Source organism: Chitinophaga sp. 30R24 (assembly GCF_049056765.1).
GTDB lineage: Bacteria > Bacteroidota > Bacteroidia > Chitinophagales > Chitinophagaceae > Chitinophaga.
Genome location: NZ_JBJGXX010000003.1, coordinates 251238 through 272111, shown reverse-complemented (window position 1 = coordinate 272111; position 20874 = coordinate 251238). Strand labels below are relative to the sequence as shown.

The window sequence follows — 20874 nt, the reverse complement described above, 5'->3', positions numbered from 1 at the left end:
AATTTTAAAAATAAATTAAAGGGTAACGTTAAGGCCTATACTATAACTATGCTTATAAGGCGGCAATCCCCGGATGCCATTGCCGAAATCCTGGAATTCCGGGTCAATATGATCATGGTTGGCTTTCCATACCATGAAGTTGGTGGCCTGTACATATACATTGATCCGCTGCACTTTCAAAGCCTGCAATATAGTTGGTGACAATCCATAAGAAAGTGTGAGATCCCGCACTTTTATATAAGAAGCGCTCACCACATTTATATCTCCGCTACGGTAATAGTTAATGTTCCTGCGACTGCTGGAAGTATAATAATCAGCTACATAAGAAGGAACGTTGGTCTTCTTTTCATCTCCTGGCTGCTTCCAGCGGTCAAAAAAATAGGTAGTAATATTATCAAGCCCTAATTGAGGACTGGTAGGCACCATGTCGGTATAATAAGTATTAATGTCCCTGCGCATCACATGCCCCAGATTATAGATCATATTTACAGCCAGCGAAATTCCTTTATACCGGAATGTATTGGTAAGACCGCCGTTAAAAACGGGGACCATCGTTCCTTTATATACAAGATCTTCTCCTTTTATAGCCAGGTTAGGATCTTTACTAACCGATTTATCCGATAACTTGATCTGCGGATCGCCCAGATCATCCAATCCCGCAAACCTGTAAGCAAATAAAGGACTCATAGCATATCCTGCAACTGGCAAGCCACTGAGCAGATAATAATATGCTTGCGCAGCCACATTATAGGAAGGCCCGTAAGATACCAGCTCATTTTTATTGTAACTGAATATAAAGCTGGTTGACCAGCTAAAGGTTTGCCCCTGGATATTATTTGTATTCAGGGTTAATTCAATGCCTTTATTGATCATTTTTCCCTGGTTACCAGTGATTGTCTGAAAACCGGTAAAAGGATTGAGCGGCACTGAGCCAATCATATTAGTAGTGGATTTGCTATACGCATTTACCGCACCACTCACCCTTCTTTTAAACAAAGAAAAATCAATTCCCAGATTCATTGTTTTGGTGGTTTCCCAAACCAGACCTCTGTTAGCCGGGCTATTAACGGATAAATAATCACCGGCAATACTGCCATATCCCTGCGACACAATCAACAAGATATCATTAGAAGAAGCCTGGCCTACATAAGGTGAGTTACCGGTAATACCGTAAGTAGCCCTCAATCCCAGGTCATTTACCCAATTTACCGCTTGCATAAATGGCTCCTGGATAATTTGCCATTTACCGCCTACACTCCAGGCAGGTTTATTCTGTGCAGACACATCGCTGCCAAATAGGTTACTGTGATCTGTACGCCAGCTAATATCAAGGCTATATTTATGATTGTAGGTGTAAGTACCCAGGGCGAAATAAGAACTATAACGTGATATATTTTTCCTTGTGATCTTATACGGACCACCGCTGAGCGCACCATATCCCAGGATGCCATTAATCCCGTTAGTCAATGATAAATAATCTATCAGTGGATAAGTACCCCGTGCTTCGTCGTACCCATATAATTCGGCGTTATCGCTGTAATCATAAGCCTCCTGGGCTTCCTGGCCTACCTGTAACGAAAACAGGTCCCTGCTCTGCCGGGGAGCAGCTGTATATACGAACTGGTTACGTACTGTCCAGTTACGTTGCTCTGTATTGGTTTTAATGTAATGGCCGCCAGTTAAAGGCAGGTAATATTGTGGAACACCGTCTACCGGTACTACCGTGAAATTCAACAAATTAAAACGTTGCTCCAACGACTGGTGATCTGTATATGTTTCTGAAGTTCCGGGACTTTTCACATAGCCGTAATTACCCCGGAAGCTAAGGCCCTTCCACAATTTCACAGTGGCTTCCGCTGTTACATTTACGCTTAGGTCATTTTCCTTACTATGACCATAATTTATCTCGTTGAGTGGATTATAGTTCAGGTTTATGCCGCTCCTGGTTTCGTAATCATGCCGCATAGAGTCGGAATAACCCGCCAGGTAAGGAATATCCATGTTATTGCCTGACGGGTCTTTGAATAATTGGTAAGGCAAAAAGCCTGGATCTACTCCTTTATTGCCGTTGCCTTTCACTACTGTATTCACCAACGAAGTATTCAATACCAACCTAACACAGTTGTTGGCATTTATTGTTTGCGTAAGATTCAACTTATAGCTGTTGCTGTAATTGCCGGCTATACTGGCCTGACTACCGGTATAACCCAGCGACGCATATACGCCATATATATTATTGCCTGCAGATACGGATACCGTATGATTGGTCAGGAGCGCATTGGTGTAAAAAAGGTCTTTGATCTGCGACCTGTTATCGATACCAGCTAAACTATCTAAGCTTTTACTACCCTGTGCCGGAGAAACAGCGCCCTGGTAAATGTCGTAAAGGATCTTTTCGTGAGGTGGGATTGTTGCATAAGTAAGCGCACTATAAGGAAACAGATCCGGATTAAAGGTTTCCTTTACTACTTCAATAAGTTGACGGCTATTCATCCACGGCTGATAACCAACATCCGGCTTACCCTGGAAATTCAATGAACCATTGTAAGATACCTGTAACTTACTACCTTTTCTGGCTTCTTTGGTATGCACAACAATAATCCCATTAGCGGCCCTTGCTCCATAAATAGCCGCTGCTGCGGCATCTTTCAGCACGGTAATATCATCAATATCCTGCGGGTTTACCGTGGTGAAATCTGTTACCACAACACCGTTCACTACATACAGCGGCTCTGTGCTAAGCGCAACTGAACTGGTACCCCGGATAAGGCTACTGTTAGTTTTGCTTTGCTGTCCCGATACCGCCACATAGTTGTGCACAACAGTAACACCAGCCACCTGGCCATCCAGCCGGTCAATAATATCGTTAGTAGCCACCCGGTTCTGGAACGTTTCCATATCCGGCTTGCCAAAAGCACCTGTTGCCCTCTCCCTGCTCAGCTGCTGATAACCGGTATTATACACGGTTACTGCAGATAACGAAGTAATCTGAGGCCGCATCATAATTATCATCTCACCCATCGTATTAGCTACCACAGATACTGTTTCATAATTCAGACTGCTAAACATAAGGGTATCCGCATTGCTAACATCTGGCAAATGGAACTCGCCTTGTTCATTACTTACAGTGACGCGATGGTTGGTCTTCGACATTACAGTAATAGACGGCAAGCGGATACCTTTTTGATCGGTAATGCTTCCATGCGCCTCTCCTGGCCGCACGATGCTTCCCATTACCTGTATTTTTTCCGGTGATTTTTTGCTGATAAGAATTGTTTTGTCTTCAATCTCATAGGTAAACCCTGTTGATTTCAGGCATCTATCCAACACCTCAGCCACGGTGGCCTTGCTAACTGATATATCAAATCGCGGTATACTTTTTACGGCTTTACTATTGTAAAGTATCTTATAGCCTGTTTGTTGACGTATTTCATTGAATACCTGTTCAATCGTTACCTGGTTTAGCCGTAGGGTTATACCTTCGGGCACCACAGCCTGAAAGGCATAACTTTTTACGGACAAAAAAACAAGTAGCAGTACAAGCAGTCGTCTACGGTTCAGACAATACCCTCCCATTCCCTTGCTTCTGCAAGGATTTTTAATGTGCATCATGTCTTGAATTTGGAAGGCTGGCTCTGTGAGCATTAGCCTCTAGTGCAAAAAATACTCCCCGGCCGGGAATTTGGTTGATTTTTATAATTTATGGTAGTACTATCACTGTGTTGTTGACAATCTGAAATTTTGCTATTCCTATTTTTTCCAACATGCCTAATACTTTACTGATTGGCACGTCTCTACTTATTTCTCCGGTAAAAGTAGCGTCTGTATGAAATCCAACGCTATATTCCACTTTAATATCGTACCACCGTTCCAAGCTTTTCATTAACACGGTAACCGGTGCATCTTTAAAAATAAACAGGTTGTTTTTCCATGCAGTTACCAACGCGGTATCTGCATCTTCAACAATAAAATCATTGCCGGCAGAAATACTTGTTTTACCTGGCCGAAGTATAACCGCTTTTATCCCGTTTTGCACCTTAACAGCTCCTGTTATCAGCGTGGTATATACCTGCTGCTCCTCCGGAAAACCATGTACGTTAAAAGCAGTTCCTAACACCTCAATGGTTGTTCCCTTTACAGTTACCCTAAAGGGGGTGCCAGCCTTACGGGCTACCTCAAAATATGCTTCCCCTGTCACTTCCACTGTCCTGTAAGCGCCGGTGAACCTGGATGGAAACCGTATAGAAGATGCAGCATTCATCCAAACATTTGTTCCGTCTTCCAGATGGAGTTGGTACTCTCCTCCCCTGGGAACAATCAGTGTGTTGTACTGTACTTCCTCTTGACTGTTATTATACGCAATCGTACCACGCCGGATTGTTACGGCTCCCTGCAATAAACTTGTATCAACGTTGCCGTTTAAAGTAATGGTATGTCCCCCTGCCAATATTAATTGCGCCTTTTTTCCTCCTGGTTGCATATCTACCGTATAGGCGTTACCGGTATTCGTTCCGGCCTTGTTGTTCCTGATTTCCCTGGCATCAAAATGCCAAATAGCAGTAAATACTAATAAAATAATAGCTGCTGCTGCCAGGTAATAAAGTCTGGCACGGCGTTGCCTGTTCTGCTGTTGCTGGCGTTTTATCCGGACCTTCAAAAAATACGCCGCTACATCTGGCGCCTGGCGTTCTTCCAATGCCTGCCGCTGTTTTTGATGATCAGTTAGTTCCCTGAACAACAACTGGTTACGCGGACTACTGGCTATCCAGTTATCCAGTTCCTCCTGCTCCATCGCAGATAACCCGCCGGTAATATGACGCCGGATAAGGTCTGCAATATGAAAAGGAAAGTCTAAAGGTGCTGCCGCCATTGTTATAATTCTTGAAAAAAAAGACCCGTGTTAATTCCCTTGAAAAAATTGCCCCGTTATAATAGAAACAACATCTCCTCAAAAAAATCTAAAGGAAGAAGAAAAAAATTTGAAATTAAAACCCACCCACCTGTAAAATTGCCAAGAGCATCGAAAATTGCCTGCTATTCAGCTTTTTACGTAGCAGGCTAATGCCCCTGGCCTGTTGATTGCGTATTGTACTCAGGGAAACGTTCATTTTCTCAGCTATTTCAGCCGGCTTAAACCCTTGTAAATAAGCCATCATCATCACATTACGGCACTGAGGCGGCAATTCTTCAATGGCAAGGGCTATTTCCCTCAGGACTTCTTCCTTGATAATAGCATGGTCAACATCTGTATCAAACTCACTATTCCTAAACAGGAAATCCTGCTTTTTACTACGGCGGCGTTCTTGTTTTATATGGTTCCTGCAAGCATTCCGGGATGCGATGTATAGAAATGCCTTTATTTTAGATACAGAATCGAAACGGGAGCAAATCTGCCACAATTTTATAAATACATCTTCTGTAATTTCTTCTGCGGCAGCAGGATCATTTTGAAGTATAGACTTGTTAAAAAACAGGATAGCGCTAAAAAAATACCGGAATACCAATTGGAAGGCACTTTCCTCCCCTTGCCGAAATGCTTCTATTGAAAATGCTGGTATTACCTCGTCGTACCCCATCAGGCCTAAAAATTGCAGATAAGCTATAATAACCGGGAAAAATGTTCCCCTACCCGGGCCAATATACAAAAAGGTCCCGAATATGCTACACCTGCAAAATTCATTGAACGTTCCCTTTATTTAATACGGGGATAAATAAACTTGATGGCAGGCCTTTTAAATATTGTCCTACTTTTGTAAAGACAATTGATATGCTCACAGCATGACTAAATGAAGAAAATCAGCGCGTATGGCAGTCATCAGGAATCAAACCGGCTATAACCGTAAACAGGAAATTGTTAATGCCCTTATACATGGGCTGGGTATCATATTCGGCGTAAGCGCCTTACCTATGTTATCGGGCATCGCCGCCACTCATGGCAACACACCTGGTATAGTAGGCGCCAGTATCTACAGCTTCTGTTTTCTATTGCTTTTCTGCAGCTCCACCATTTATCATATATCACGGGATATTGTTATCAAAAAGCTGTTCCTGGTATTCGATCATATTAGTATCTATTTTTTGATAGCAGGCACCTACACTCCTTTTTTACTGGTTTACCTGAATAATGCATTTGGAATCACGCTATTATCGGTACTCTGGGGCCTGACGCTGATCGGCGTTTTCTTCAAGATACGGTTCACAGGGAAGTATGATATTATCTCTACCATCATTTACTTGTTGATGGGATGGATCATGGTAGCTGGCGGGCGCAGGTTCTTTGACGCCATTCCCCTGCCAGGGATGATAATGTTAGCCATTGGCGGAGGGTTGTATACGATAGGCGTTATTTTTTATATATGGGACAAATATACTTATACCCATGCTATCTGGCACTTGTTTGTACTGGCTGCGGCTGTTTGCCATTATGTAGCTGTGTTATTGGCCATGTAATAATGCTCCTGGCTCTTTTATACTTCACCCGGATAGGGATATTTTGAGATGCTGCATACGTAACTCTATCCCTGTGTATACCGGGATAGAGTTATGACTTATAATAGATAGCCGTTACCGCATTATGGATAGGTAATCCTTACAATCCTGTTGGCCGTACGAAAATCAAATTTCGTAAAGGAGCCTACTATTAATATCCCCTTCTCGTCTTTCTGCTGTATCACCTTATTAATGGCGCCACTCACCGCATAATCGCTGAGCGTAATACCCCCTCCGCTGTTAAAGGCAGGATGCACCGATCCATCCGGATTAAGTACGATTATATTATTGCACCGGGCATTGCTAAACTGGCTGAAAATACCCCCTACGATCACTTCCCCGCCTGGCATAATACCCAGGCTATACACATAACCATTTGAGCCATTGCCAGCATTAAAGGATGGATCTACTACACCATTTTCGTTGATACGTACAATGCCGGGAGCCTGCAAACCTCCATAACTATTAAACGAGCCTACCAATATCAGCTTCCCGTCTGCCTGCCTTTCTAATGTATTGATGCTCTGATCAGGACCAACACCAGGCGTAAATGTAGGGTCCAGCGAACCATCTATATTAAGGCGGGCAATACGGTTAGCGGGCTGCCCATTATATTTTGTAAAAGAACCCACAATCAGTAATTTCCCATCGGGCAATAATATAGACCGGTTAATATAACCATTGGGCCCCTCTTTCCCCATATGCTTCGAGAGATCGTAATTATAAGTACTGTCTATGCCACCATCTGCCATGAGCCGGATAATACCATTTACCTGTATAGAATCAAGGTGGATAGAGTCTAGCCCTACCGAATTAGTGAGCTGGTAATTCGGTTGCACATAAAAGCGGAAATATCCTGTAAGGATGATCCGGCCATCTTCCTGTGGCAACACTGCAGTGGCCTGCCCGGATACACCGCCTTTTAAAATAGATACCGCCACATCCCGGCCGGAAGGCGTAAATATCTTATCTCTGGCCAAGGTGCCATTATTATTCAGTATGGCTATGCTATTCACATTACTTACGCCTTCATAATTATTAAATGCACCGGCTACCACATACCGGTTACCAGCGCCAGGCAACATCGCTGCAGCATATACGGAAGTATTGGTCCCGTTCTTCTCACCGGTATTAAAATCATTATCCAGCGTACCATCATGGTTAATCCGGGTTACCCTGTTCACACCACTGGCCGAAGGATTATTGTTATAATTGGTAAAATCTCCTACAATAAGATATTTCCCATTTTCTACCGGCAGTACATCATTGATATTATTATTGGCGCCCGTTTTACTGGGGAAAAGGGTATCCATTTCAAAAACACCGATCACACGGAAGAAAGGACCAAAAAAGTATTGCTGGTCTACCTGTGCAGCCACATTGCCGGTGGCAGCACCTACGGGCACCTTTACACGTATAGTAGTGTCTGTTAGTGCAATGATCTGCGCTTTTTCCCCATTAAAAAGAATAGATAATTGATCTTTGTGCTGTTGAAATCCTTTGCCGCTAATTTCCACTTCTTCCCCCACATGTGCGCTGGCAGGATTAATACCATTCTTATTGATCAGGATAGCCGGCAATACGGGTTCCTGGTAAGGGTCTTTTCCCCTGGTACTCACGGCTTCCTTTTTACAAGCTGCCAGGCCAACCAGGAAAACAATTAAACAAATATATCTTTTCATACAACAGTCGTTATGAGGTTATCGGTTCCGAAGCGCCTGTTCGGCAGTTCTCAAAAAATCGTTTGCCCGGAAGCCAAAAGTGTGTTCAATATTCAACACATGTAAAATGCCATTCACCGGCTGTATATCTGATGTGGCTACAATTACATAAGGATTGTTAGAGAAGGTTTGCGGATCATATGTAATATCCGTTAGCCGCAGGATACGCGCGCCCACTGCTTCTACTCCATTATAATCCTGGTAAATAAGGCCTATGTTCATGATATAGCCATTATCCATCACATAATTGATACCGGGATAGGCGTATACGTTTACCGGATCTATACGGGCAAACCGCTTCGCCAGGTATTTACCTTTCAGCAGGTAACGCTGCAGGAACAACCGCCATACCTCTCCGGGAATATCCTCCAGGTGAACGCTGTCTTCTACCATCGAATAACGGTAAGCATTCAGCTGGTTCATAACTCCACGAATGCTTTGGTCTGTAGGACAAAAAAAGGTAACGGAATCCTTTTGTAAGGTTTCTTTTAACCCGGCTTTTTCCACGATGTAGGCCATGGTATCAAACAGGAAGGGGTTCTTCGCCAGGTAGTCGTAGATGGTGCCATTGTAGTAGAGATTAGCAAGCCCGCTATCTACATAATAATCTTTCTTACAGGCAGTAAAAAGCAAGCCTGTACATAATAACACCATAACTATTTGTAATAACTTTTGCATCGTAAACATTTTTAACAATTATTGGATCCAATATTGATTTTTGGTCACCAGCGGATTGTTTTTCACTGCGTCGTCCGAGATCGGCCAGGTCCAGGCCCTTTTCTCCATCTGGTCGGCTGTCAACGGGTTCTCTGTCACATTTTTATCCATGATGCGGCCAGTGCGCAGCAAGTCATAGTACAAGTGTCCTTCTCCCATCATTTCCTTCTCCCTTTCAACAAAAATGGCATCCTGCAGGGCTACACCGCCACCGCCATTATATTCTTTGGCGCCGGCCCGGTCACGTACCATGTTTAGCATGTTAACGGCTTCTGCATTTTGTCCCAGGTAGGCCAAAGCTTCCGCCCTCAGGAGAATCACATCGGCATACCGGAAGAAAATAAGATTAGCATCATAGTCCCTAGACACAGGATTAGTAATCGCCGAAAATTTCAGGAACATTGCCGACTGGCCGTTGCGGGTACTATAGGGATCATCGAACCACAGATCAAAGCGTTTGTCAGATTCTCCGCGCGGATACATCCGGTCCAGGTGTTTTATGATGGGAGTAATTTCACTGAAGTAGCCATCTCCCCCACTCCGGATATAGGGTTCGTGCAAAGTCCACTGGCAGATCAGCTGATGGAACTGACCACCGTAGTTGGCATCTAACGACAGTTCAAAAATACCTTCCTCAGAACGGCCTTTGAATATGCTCTTAAAGGTTTCTTTTGTATAAGGCAGTAATATATATTGGTGAAGGTCCATCAATTCTTTAATGAGGGCGGCGGTGGCGGTCCAATATTGCTGCTGATTGGCTTTATCAAAACCTGCCGACCACATGTTCATATGCGCCATCAGCGCCAGGGCAGCGCCTTTGGTTCCTCTTACTGCGCGGTTAGTAGGATCTTCGTAGGCCACTGGCAAATCATCTTTTGCAGCAGCCAGGTCTTTCCGACATACCTCCAATACTGTAAGCATCTTTTCCCGCGGCCGCAGGTCTTTATCGTAGGGGCTTAACTGTAAGGGCACATCTCCATACAATCTTACCATATAAAAATAAATGAACGTACGTATAAACTTCGCCTCTGCTACCAGCGCTTTTTTATCCCGGTCGCTGAAAGCCGGGTCCTGGATGCCTGGTATCCTGTCTATGCACAGGTTGGCGGCAGCAATGGCCTGGTAAAATTCAGTCCAGTTACGGGGATCTTCCGCGCCATCGCCATTGGAGGTTTCTAACATGCGGTTGGTGCCCAACATTTTCAGATTGGTTTTATCATACCAATTCCAGTTGCCAGCCCGGAAATCGCCGGCATTGTATAAGATACCTCTGGTAAATTTACCTAACAGTATGGCATAAACGCCGGTCACCGCTTTTTGCGCATCTGTTTTTGTTTTCCAGAAATCATTACCGGAAAGCGTATCGAGAGGCTTTACCGCCAGAAATTTTTTGCAGGAACCTATTGCTGCCAGGAGGCATAGCAACAGGCCTATTTTATACCATGTTCTCATAAGAGAATAATTTAAACGTCATTAAAATTGAGCGCCTATGCCAAAGGTGAAACTGCTGGCCGCCGGATACCCATTGATGTCGTCTCTGCCTAATGAGGTAACCGTTTCGGGGTTAGGACCACTGTACTTGGAAAAAATGGCCACATTATACGCTGTTAAATAAGCGCGCAGCACGCGCAATTTCAATTTCTTCATGAAATCAAAATCACGGAACTGGTAAGCCAGCGTGATCTGGTTGATCTTGAAATAGGAACCATCTTCCATGTACAGGCTCTGATCCAACCGGTTGGGCTTTACCAGGTTATCGTGGTAAAACGAGCCCACAATAGCGGGATGTGTGGCATTGTCGCCCGGATTCTTCCAGTAGTTGATCAGGTTGATGTCGAAGAGGTTGATAGGCCCGTTGGCAGTACCATCGTTGTTATTCAGCTTCTCCGGGTACTGGAGGCGCCAGATCCTGGCCCCAATGGCATTATTCAATATGCTACGATCGAGCAGGTAACTACAGAAAATGCTCAGGGAAACATTTTTGTAACTAAAGGTATTATTGAAACCACCGGTTACCAATGGGTCAGGATTACCCATAATCACATAGTCGGCGTCGCTCAACGAGTAATCGCCATTCAGGTCGCGCCAGATAGGGTCTCCCGCCTGGAAAAACTGGGCGCCAGGACCAGAATACGCCTTGTAACGCACGCCCCTCACAGGGTCTACTGGTACATCGGCATTGGTTTTATATACACCATCAGTTTGATAGATGAAATTGCTGATAGGATTTCTGCCTACCTTCAAGGCAATAGACTGCCACGTAGTCTGGTCTACACTGAGGAAAAACTGTGAACCGCCCGGTAAAGCCGTAAGCACACCCTTATTAAGCGCACCATTCAGCGTTACCGCCCACTGGAACCCTGCCGGATTCGCATGCATCACCGGCCTTGCTGTAATAGACCATTCATGCCCATAATTGACCATGGCGCCGCCATTGATCTGCATTTTGCCATAGCCGGTAGAGTTAGGTAGCAAATAATCCCGTACCAGGTTATAATTACGTTTAAAATAAGTATCATAAATGATCTCTATACGGCCCTTGAATAAACCCAGATCCACACCGAAGTTGAATTGTGATGATTTCTCCGGCTCCATATTAGGATTGGGCATTACGGAATTGTCCGGAATAATGCCTACTCCATTGTTATAAGTGCCGGAAGATTTATAGGCGCCCAAGGAATTCAGTATCGTTGCAGTGGGCCGGCTATTTACGCCATAGGTTACACGCACAGAACCATAATCCAACCAGTTAATGCGGCGCAGGATATTTTCTTTATTGAAATTCCAACGGAAACCTACAGAGGGGTTTTTCGTATAGGGGTTATTGATACCTGCTGAAGAGTTGCCATCCAGGCGATAGGCCAGGTCTATACTGTACTTTGTACGGAAGTTATACGATAGGAAACCTGCCCACGACGCAGCATGATACACATAAGACACCGGGGTGCCGTTTACATTCACTTCATCCGGGTTATTCCAGGGGTTACCCGGATAAAAACGGGGAGAATAACCCCTGGGGCCCCAGTAATAATCATTAGGGCCATTGCGTATATCCCTTACATGCTGGTCGTCTGCCTTAATATTTATTTCACTGAATACACTGGCATAAATATTATGCCCTTTCTCTGCGCTCGACTTATTTGTACTAAACGTATAGTTAACGCCGTTACGGGTGTTCAGCTCATCGTGCCGGCCAACAAAACCATAAAGGGCCGTTGCATTATTATTGGAAAACGATTGCTGAAAACGGTCCCTGGTATCAGTGTAATAATCGTAAGAAGTAGTGGAGTTAATCCGCAGGTTGTTAATGATCTCATAATCTATGTCCAGAAAACCCCTGATGTTGAGGGTATTATTATCATCTACATTATTCGTATAGCCATCAAGTTGAGGATTTCCTACAAAAGTAGAAGGACCGGGCAAGAGGGAAGAAGAAAAAGAATTACCGGCGCCATTGTTGGTTAAACCGCCACCGTTGCCCCGCTGCTTTTGACCGAGGGCACTGAACAACTGGGCGCCTATACGCAGCCTTTTGTTGGGCTGGATATTCAACTGCATGTTTAAACTATACTTATTGAAACCGGTATTCTTCAAAACCCCCTGGTTCATCTGGTAAGCAAAATTAGCTTTGTAATTCATTTTCACGTTCCCTCCGCTGATCTGCACATTATTGTTGGTATTGAGCGTAGTTTGGTAAAATAAGCCCTGCCAGTCGGTAGAATTATTATAGAAAGCATTCAGGCTATCTGTCAGAAACTGACTATCTAAGAGCGATAGTTTATAACGGGCATCCTGCTCATCGATGGAATTGGCCAGGATAGAGTTGATACGGTACAAGCGTTCGGCATTACCGCCAATGGTAGGCCGCAACCTGGGAGGTAGGTTTACAAACAAACTACTGTTCACATCAATAATAGGTGTGGGAGAATTACCCCGTTTGGTAGTAACCACAATTACACCATTGGCGCCCCTGGAACCATACAAAGCAGTGGCCTGTGCATCCTTCATAATCTCGATCGACTGCACATCTTCCGGCGGAATCAATGCTAACGGACCAGTAGCAGCGCCTGGCTGCAACATCGACTGGGAAATCCCCCCATCGAAATCCACCGGTACATTATCAATCACCAATAAAGGGTTATTGCTCGTAAGATAGGCCTGATCGCCACCACCACTTACATCGAGCTGCGAAATTCCCCTGATAGACATAGTACCACGGAAACCGGGAGCCCCGCTATTGTTTTGAATGTTTAAACCCGCAACTTTACCCTGCAATAATTCCTGGATGTTAGACACCGGCACATCCTGCAATTCTTTGCCGGAGATCACCGCAACCGAACCGGATACCGTTTCTTTGGTCCTTTTCTGGTAACCTACTACTACCGCTTCCTTAAGCGATTTATTTTCTGGCGTAAGCGAAATATTCAAGGTAGTAACAGTACCTGTTTTAATGGTTTCAAAGCGGTAACCGATATAACGGAACTGTACAGAAATATTAGTGGTGGTATTAATCGTGAAATGCCCATCAGGATTGGTTACCCCTAACCCTTTATTATTTTTTAGATCGATGATCGTAACGCCAGGTATGCCCTCTTTGGTCACCGCATCTGTTACCCTACCATTAATAGTAACAGCCTGCTGGGCGTATAGCCGGCTACCTGCCAGGTACAGGCAACTGATCAGCAGTAAGATGATGTACCGTTTATTCATGTCGTGGAAATTTTAATATTTTCAGAATACAGTTACCGTTAATCGTTCGCGAATTTTGGATTCACCCTGAACTTTATGATCACCTCCCAGCTACCCGGTTCAAAAATGGCGAAGGTAAGCGCCAATCCGGCCTGTTTACGCATTCCGTAGGATACACGATCATATGCAAATGAGATCGTCGCCCTTTCATTTACGCCTACATCTGCCAGTACAGGAAAGGGACTGGTAATATCCCAGGTAACAATGGTACTGTCTTGCTGCATACGCCTGTTAAATCCAAAAAACACATTTTGCTCTATGGTATTGCTTCTATAGCGAAGGCTATCCCACTGGGTAATATTAAAAGAAGATAATCTTATAGGTAAGGAATCCTTATCATAAAATTTAAACGACAATGTATTATTCTTGGTATCCGTTTTCCGGAAGTACACTATTACATCTTCCGGATTCAAGGCATTATTCAACTGATCCTCCATACCTGATAAAGCCGGATGTATAATCCCTCCCTTCGCAGGGTCTAACTGCAAACCTGTTATATCGTCAAACTCATAAGGATCGTATGGTTTAGGGCGACGGATATCGAGTTTTATTTTCTGGAACAGCTTCTGTCCTCCTCCATTCTTTACCAGTACGTTAAAAATATGTATACCAGGTTTTATTTTGGTGGTATCGGTATTCCATAATACCAGGTCGCCGGAGTTAACACGGATATCAAATACCGGTCTTTTTACTTGTATGCGCTTCGCCTCAATTTCGGCAATGCTTTTTTCCGCACCGCTATAATATTCTTTCCATTGCCAGGTATTCACCTGTTCCTGCAATTCTGGCGCCGGAGTGCCATCTGGATGGAAGATATCCTGTAAGGCAAAAGTGAGTGGTTGGGTTGAATAATCCGGATTAAAAATACCATAGAACACATTGGTGCGTCCTAAATTAGCCGTATAGGTATCGCTATTGAAATTACAGTTGTTACTGAAATGGTCTTTTTCTTTGGGCAGCAGCTCCTTGTAGCAACTGGTCATCATAGTTACCAGCACACAGGAAAACAAATATTTACGCAATGGCCTGTTCATAGCTAACTGGTTTATAGTTTAGTAAAAATGATCCGGTGAAGGTTAAGGTTAGCTTTTTTGAAGACCACTTTCATGAGGTGCTTGCCTTCGGGTAGATCGGCTGTACCAAAAACCGACTGCCAATTTTGCCATCCACCGGTATTGGGTACGGCAATTTCATCGCTAACAGGTATGTCATCTATCAACAAATAGACGATACCACCACCATTACCAGCTATTCTTAACTCCAATTTATACTTCCCGGTATCTTTAATATCCACAGTGTAGCGCACCCAATCACCATCGCTGATCCAGCCTATATTATAGCGGCCGCCAGGACTTATGAGGTTATCGCCTTCCGAGCAATTTTCAGTACCTGGATCATCGTTGCGGTATGCTTTACCGCCATCTGGATTTTTATAGTGATAAGCTATTTCTTTAGGACCTTCGTCGTAGTCAGCGGCATTCAGTATACCCGGAATTTCAATCGGGTAACCCAGGTAGGGGCCTTGGATGGGCTCCAGCGACCGGGGATAAGCTTTTCCCACAAAAGAGGTAAAGCCAAATACATGCTGACTTTCCAGGATGTGCATCAATCCGTTCTTGGAATGGATATCTACATTCTGTGTGAGTGCGGTAGACCAGTCTTTGGTAAAGCGGGAATCGTTCTTATCGCTGTATACCAACAGTTGTGTACCACCACCAACTGCTCCGGAAGCATTGGTAGAACTGGTTTTGCCATTCATTTCATGTCCATACAGGGAAATTAAGTCGCTACCATCGGCATATCTCAGGGAATCGGCATCTACTATACCACGTACAATATAACGGCGCAAAAGGCTGTCCCACACAGCAAGAGGAACGCTGTCCAATGTCCAGTTACCCGGTTCTCCCAGGCGTTCGCGGGCGAAGTTTAAATTTTTCATGGCCGTTTCTATACTCACATCTTGCGGTACAAAAAAAGTGACCTGTTGATTTTTAAGGGTATCTGTGAGATGTACTGCATCTATTAAGCGTAACAAAGTATCATACAAGGCACCTTGTTGCCGCAGGAAGTCGTAGGTGCTTACAGATACCTCCGACACTGGCCTGGCATTACGGTACTGCTCCATGCCTTTCTTGCATGCAAACAAGGCGGTAAGCGACAGTAGTAATAATATTTTTCTCATGGTAACAATGTATTATTTCCAGAAACTATTTTGTGTCAGGGAAGGATTGTTGGAAAGCGCTTCCTGCGACAAAGGCCAGTAGGCGGCGCCCTTCTCTACGTCTGCCTGCGTAAGGTGCGTAAACTGCGGTATACGTTTAAAGTGCATCAAATCATACCAGTACCAACCCTCTCCTATCAATTCCCTGCGGCGTTCCAACAGAATGGCGTCCAGCAAGTCTTCACCGCTAAGTGTTGCATTAATATTTTTCAGTGAACGACGGTTGCGTACCTGGTTCAGATCTGTTTGCGCATCTGCCATGCCTAACCTCGCTTTGGCTTCGGCCCTTAATAGGTACAGTTCTTCATAACGGAATACGATGATACAGGAAGCAAATAATTTCAGTACCGGGTCGGTTACAGCACTATTGATCTGTTTCATCTTGAAAAAGATAGGATACGCGTCTTCCATTTTGGTAAAAAAGAAATCCGGCCGCTGTTCGTGTGGTTCCCCATATATCTGCAATACGCTATCCTTAGGTACATAGATCTCTGATTGTGCCCGGGGAATATAAGGCGTGCGCAAGGTCCAATCTTCCAATTGGCCGGTAGTAGAGATTTCGGCGTGGTCGAAATTCATGTCTACCTGAAAAATATTATCGGAAGTACGGCCCCGGAAACTACCATCCAAGCGGGTAAGGTCATTGAGGCTCACAAAGTCATATCCGGTATTAGACTGGTTATCGATCACAGTATTGGCGTACTGCAGGGCTTTGGTATAATCTTCTTTCCAGGAATAAATATGCGCCAGTAACGTATAAGCCATTCCTTTAGTAATGGTGATAGAGGTATGATGGCCTTCACCCTGTCCGCGGTAATCTCCCTGCTGCTCGGGCGACTGCCCATTGTACTTCCAAGGCAGGCCATCTATGCAGGATAACGCTTCGCTGGCGGCGAAATCGAGTACTTTTCTCCAATCCTCCCGGGCCATCCTTTTAACCACCCCATCTGAGGGCGCTGTTACCAGCGGCACATCTCCCCAGATCCTTACTATATAATAATACAGGAAAGCACGGATGTAAACAGCCTGTGAAAGGTCCAGCCGCATGTCGTTTTGTGAATAACGGTAGTCTGTTTGCGTTACCTGTGGCAATTTGGCGATAGTTAGGTTACACTGTGCAATAGCACTGTAAAACCTGCGCCAATCACGCCATTCATCCATAGTAGCAAAACTTGCATTGAGGTTGCTCTCTACTACGGCTTGTATATCGCCGCGGCGGGTGGCCTGAAAATCGCCGCCTCTCAGATCTCCATAGATCCAATGCGCATTCTCATTACACATAGCCGCCCTCATTAAAGCATAACAAGACGATAACCCTGCACGCGCATCATTTTTTGTTTGCCACATGTTCTCTTCTGTTAAAGCACGATGAGAGGGAACATCCAGCATTTTTTTACAGGAAAGCATACTTACTGTCAGCAGGCAGCATATGCTGATAGTTATATTTCTCATAATCTTGTTTTTTAACATCAGAATTGAAAATTAAAACCCAATGTATAGGTACGCGGCGCCGCCCAATTGTAGTAGCCTTCGTCGTAGCCGAAATAGCTCACCGCTTCCGGATCTCCACCCTTGTACTTTGTCCAGGTAAGCAGGTTATTACCGGTGGCATAAATGCGCAGGTATTCGATTCCGGACCTTTTCATCCAGGCAGCATGCATATTATACGCTATAGTAAGCGCACGCAGCTTCATATAGGCACCATTTTCCAGGAACAACGTCTGGTTAGGCTGATAGGCATATACCGCGCTCCAGGGGTTGTATAACGGAATTTTGCTGTAATCGCCAGGTACCTTAGACCACCAGCTGATTTCCTTGATCGCCTTGGGATCATCGATACCTTCCCGGTTAACAAAGTCGAAGCGGTCTGCCAGCGCCTGATTAATGATTTTCCGGCCCAGGGCATAATTTATCAGCACGTTTATTTCCCATTCTTTATAGTGGAAGGTATTGCTAAAACCTCCGGTGGCGGCAGGCGATAAACGGCCGGTCATTACCCGGTCATTATCGTTGATATCGTAGTTACCATCCAGGTCTTTCCATTTTGGGTCTCCTTTATGGAGGGGAACGCCCTGATAAGACATTTTTTTACCGGTAGCAGGATTTACAGGAACTTCATTCTCGGAATTGTAAATACCGTCGTTGACCAGCAACCAATAACGGTCTACCGGCTTACCTACCAGGAAACGCCGGTTGTTGATCACTAGGTCGGTAATACCATCAGGCATCGCCAGCAGTTTTGTTTGATTGGTATAGATACTGATACCGCTGGTCCACTGGAATTGTTTGCCTTTTACGATATCGGCGTCTATAGACAGTTCATAACCATAATTACGTATATCCATACCGTTTTTTACGATACCGGTATATCCTTCCTCTTCCGAAGTAGGGATCTTCAATATAAGATTGCGATCTGTTTTGGCATATACATCCAACGAAGCCCTTAAACGGTCGTGGAACAAGCCAATGTCTATACCGCCATTCCATTGCGCTACCACTGGCCAGGAAGTACCCGGCACTATATACCCGGTACTATAGCTTGCATTGATGGATGGGAAGGCGTTATAGGTAGAAATATTGGGGATACCATTCCATCCCGCATCCACGTTGTATATGGGGCCACCCCGGTACATTTCATCCATCAGCAGGCGGCCTACACGTCCCCAACTGGCCCGTAGCAGGAGGTTGGTCAATCCGCTACTTCCTTTCATAAATTCTTCATTGGAAATTTTCCAGGAAGCCGATAAGGTGGGTGATACCAACCATTGGTGACGGGCATCGAGATAAGAAGTACCATCCCTTCTTACATACAGGGATACAAAATATTTTTGTCTGTAATTATAACCAATGTTTGTATAAAAAGAAGCAAGCCTGGATTGCGTAAAATCTTTGGTATTAAACATCAGGCGGAAATTGCCAAATCTGTTCTGTTTATTATCGTCGTTACCAGGTTGATAGATCTTCACATAATCGCTCGTCCCTTTGTAAGCCTGGCCATAGTCGTAACGCCATTTATCCCATTGGGCATATTGCCCCAGGGTGATTTCCAACTGATGCCCACCGGAGAAATTGTTTTCATATCTTAAGGAATTATCCAATACCAGGCGCCTGTTCAAGCCGTCAAAATCAGATACGAAGCTATTGCCCTCTCCAAGCGAGGTAGGCACAAAAAAGTCGCGGAAATTTTGGCCGTAGTCGATCGCAAACCGGGTATTCCAGGTAAAATGCGATAAGAAGCTGTATTGTACATTGGCAATGATACGGGCGGAATTGTTCTTGTTCCTGTTAATGGTATTTCCCAGATCGTTGTAGTATTGCTGCAGATAAGCTTTGTTGGGCGACAATGGCGCATCGTAATTAAACAGATAGCCTTCATCTCCGGCACGGTCGCGGACAAATTCATTCCGTTTACGGTTAAGGCTAGCCACGCTAACATAGGTGGTAAATACGAGGTTGCGCACTGGCTGTATATTGATCCCAAAGTTCACATCATACCGTTTGATGCCTGTTTTATCGTACACACCTTGTTGGGAAGACTGCCCGATGCTAAAACGGAAACTGGCATAGGGCGTACCTCCGCTTACTGCGGCCTGTATGCCATCCGTAAAACCATTCCGGTAAAAAAGATCATCCCAATTGGCTGGCCCGAAATAACGGCCCTGTGAAGAATCAGCTAGGTAACGGGGAAAGTTGCGCCACTGTGTTTCATTGGCGTACTTTTCGTAAAAGGGTAAACGGAAATCGCTCTCATATTTTCCATTGATCACATCTACAGCAGGCTTAATGGATAAACCGGTATAAGCATTTACAGATACCTGCATTTTACCTACCCTTGGGCCCTTTGTTTTAATGCTGATTACGCCATTGGCTGCATTGGGACCATATTGGGCGCTGGCGCTGAAATCCTTTAGCACCTCAATGCTTTCAATGTCATTTACATCCAGGTAAGATAACAGGTTCGTTTCTGTTCCTAACCGGTTGAAATCAAACCGCTGGATATCATAGGCAAAAGCATGATCCATTATCAGTGGCACACCATCTACCACATAAGTAGGCTGGGCGTAAAACATATCCCGGTTGCCAAGCAATAAGGAAGATGTTCCCCTTACAAAAACACTGGTACGCTTACCCGGTTCTGCAGTAGGTATCCGTACATCCACCCCCGTTACCCTTCCGATCAACATCTGATCGATACTGGTATAAGGAAGCTTCTTTACTTCCATCATATTGAGCGGGGAAATAGCGCCATTCCTGGCAGGTTGCAGGAAAATTTCATTATTGGGCAGGTATCCGGCCGAATCTCTTTTGCTGACAGATATTTTTGCAAAAGCGAGTGAGTCAATACTTACACTCCCGGTATCTTTACTCGTTTTAACCAACATACGCTGGGCCTGTGCAGGTATTGCACATAACAGCCCCCATGCTGCAAAAAAATAAATACTCCGGCGAAGAAAAAAGTAAATGCTTTTCATACGTGCAATGTTTAGGAATGAGTATCCCATGGCGTAAAAGCAGCTTTACGCCAGCAATAGATTTATTCAGACATTAACAACAAAGGGAATCCTGTTCCCCTGGCAGGAAAATGTTGGTACAAACAAAAATTGGCACGCCATAGCTTCACTACAGCACATCATTTTCTTGCAGTATGCTAATAACAGCACCTACAGGGCAATACCGTATGTTTACTGCGGAAATATAGCGCGTACGGGCAATCAGGGACAATGCATGTCCTTTACAGGTGGTGAGTGTTGAATCATGTACTAAGAATTAATTAACGTGAAATTTTTGAAATGGATTGATGCTGGCATTTCCAATGCTGCTACCTATAAATGAACAGTCAATATACCACGCGCTTCCAAAGGGGTTACTGCTCATCTATACTATCGATGCTTATTTTAAATTCTGGTTGTTTATTAACACTACTATCCAAATGTAAACAGCGAAAAGGATTTTTCATAGTTTTTTTGTAATTATTTT

12 protein-coding genes are annotated in these 20874 nt (G+C 44.5%); 1 reads left to right on the top strand and 11 read right to left on the bottom strand.

Annotation, left to right across the window (positions count from 1 at the left end; genetic code table 11):
• Window positions 1–15 precede the first annotated feature (15 nt).
• The 3 genes from ACDQ55_RS11340 to ACDQ55_RS11330 form a co-directional block, all read right to left on the bottom strand.
• A complete protein-coding gene (locus ACDQ55_RS11340) occupies window positions 16–3612 on the bottom strand; it encodes a SusC/RagA family TonB-linked outer membrane protein (protein WP_420981506.1) in 3597 nt (1198 codons plus the stop codon).
• Between the two features lie 88 nt (window positions 3613–3700).
• The gene (locus ACDQ55_RS11335) at window positions 3701–4870 is read right to left on the bottom strand and encodes a FecR family protein (protein WP_420981505.1); all 1170 of its coding nucleotides are present in this window, start codon (window positions 4868–4870) and stop codon (window positions 3701–3703) included.
• Window positions 4871–4985: 115 nt separating this feature from the next.
• A complete protein-coding gene (locus tag ACDQ55_RS11330; RefSeq protein WP_420981504.1) occupies window positions 4986–5576 on the bottom strand; it encodes an RNA polymerase sigma factor in 591 nt (196 codons plus the stop codon).
• 229 nt (window positions 5577–5805) lie between these two features.
• Here ACDQ55_RS11330 and trhA point away from each other — a divergent pair, with 229 nt between their 5' ends.
• Window positions 5806–6450 (top strand): PAQR family membrane homeostasis protein TrhA, encoded by a 645-nt coding sequence (trhA, locus tag ACDQ55_RS11325; RefSeq protein ID WP_420981503.1) that lies wholly within the window; start codon window positions 5806–5808, stop codon window positions 6448–6450.
• 122 nt (window positions 6451–6572) lie between these two features.
• Here the strand turns inward: trhA and ACDQ55_RS11320 are convergent, their stop codons facing one another.
• From ACDQ55_RS11320 to ACDQ55_RS11285, 8 genes are read right to left on the bottom strand one after another with little or no spacing between them, the layout of a single operon-like run.
• Window positions 6573–8171, bottom strand: a complete 1599-nt coding sequence (locus ACDQ55_RS11320; protein ID WP_420981502.1) for an IPT/TIG domain-containing protein — start codon at window positions 8169–8171, stop codon at window positions 6573–6575.
• 18 nt (window positions 8172–8189) lie between these two features.
• Window positions 8190–8888, bottom strand: coding sequence for a fasciclin domain-containing protein (locus ACDQ55_RS11315; RefSeq protein ID WP_420981501.1), 699 nt, complete (start codon window positions 8886–8888; stop codon window positions 8190–8192).
• 18 nt (window positions 8889–8906) lie between these two features.
• A complete protein-coding gene (locus tag ACDQ55_RS11310) occupies window positions 8907–10379 on the bottom strand; it encodes a RagB/SusD family nutrient uptake outer membrane protein (protein WP_420981500.1) in 1473 nt (490 codons plus the stop codon).
• A gap of 21 nt (window positions 10380–10400) precedes the next feature.
• Window positions 10401–13637: a SusC/RagA family TonB-linked outer membrane protein gene (locus tag ACDQ55_RS11305; RefSeq protein WP_420981499.1), complete on the bottom strand. Its 3237-nt coding sequence runs from the start codon at window positions 13635–13637 to the stop codon at window positions 10401–10403.
• 38 nt (window positions 13638–13675) lie between these two features.
• Window positions 13676–14710 (bottom strand): DUF5007 domain-containing protein, encoded by a 1035-nt coding sequence (locus ACDQ55_RS11300; protein WP_420981498.1) that lies wholly within the window; start codon window positions 14708–14710, stop codon window positions 13676–13678.
• A gap of 11 nt (window positions 14711–14721) precedes the next feature.
• A complete protein-coding gene (locus tag ACDQ55_RS11295) occupies window positions 14722–15858 on the bottom strand; it encodes a carbohydrate-binding protein (protein ID WP_420981497.1) in 1137 nt (378 codons plus the stop codon).
• Window positions 15859–15870: 12 nt separating this feature from the next.
• Window positions 15871–17349, bottom strand: a complete 1479-nt coding sequence (locus ACDQ55_RS11290) for a RagB/SusD family nutrient uptake outer membrane protein (protein ID WP_420981496.1) — start codon at window positions 17347–17349, stop codon at window positions 15871–15873.
• A gap of 17 nt (window positions 17350–17366) precedes the next feature.
• Window positions 17367–20369 carry a SusC/RagA family TonB-linked outer membrane protein gene (locus tag ACDQ55_RS11285; protein WP_420981495.1) on the bottom strand — a complete coding sequence of 1001 codons (3003 nt, stop codon included), beginning with the start codon at window positions 20367–20369 and terminating at the stop codon, window positions 17367–17369.
• Between the last annotated feature and the right edge of the window lie 505 nt (window positions 20370–20874).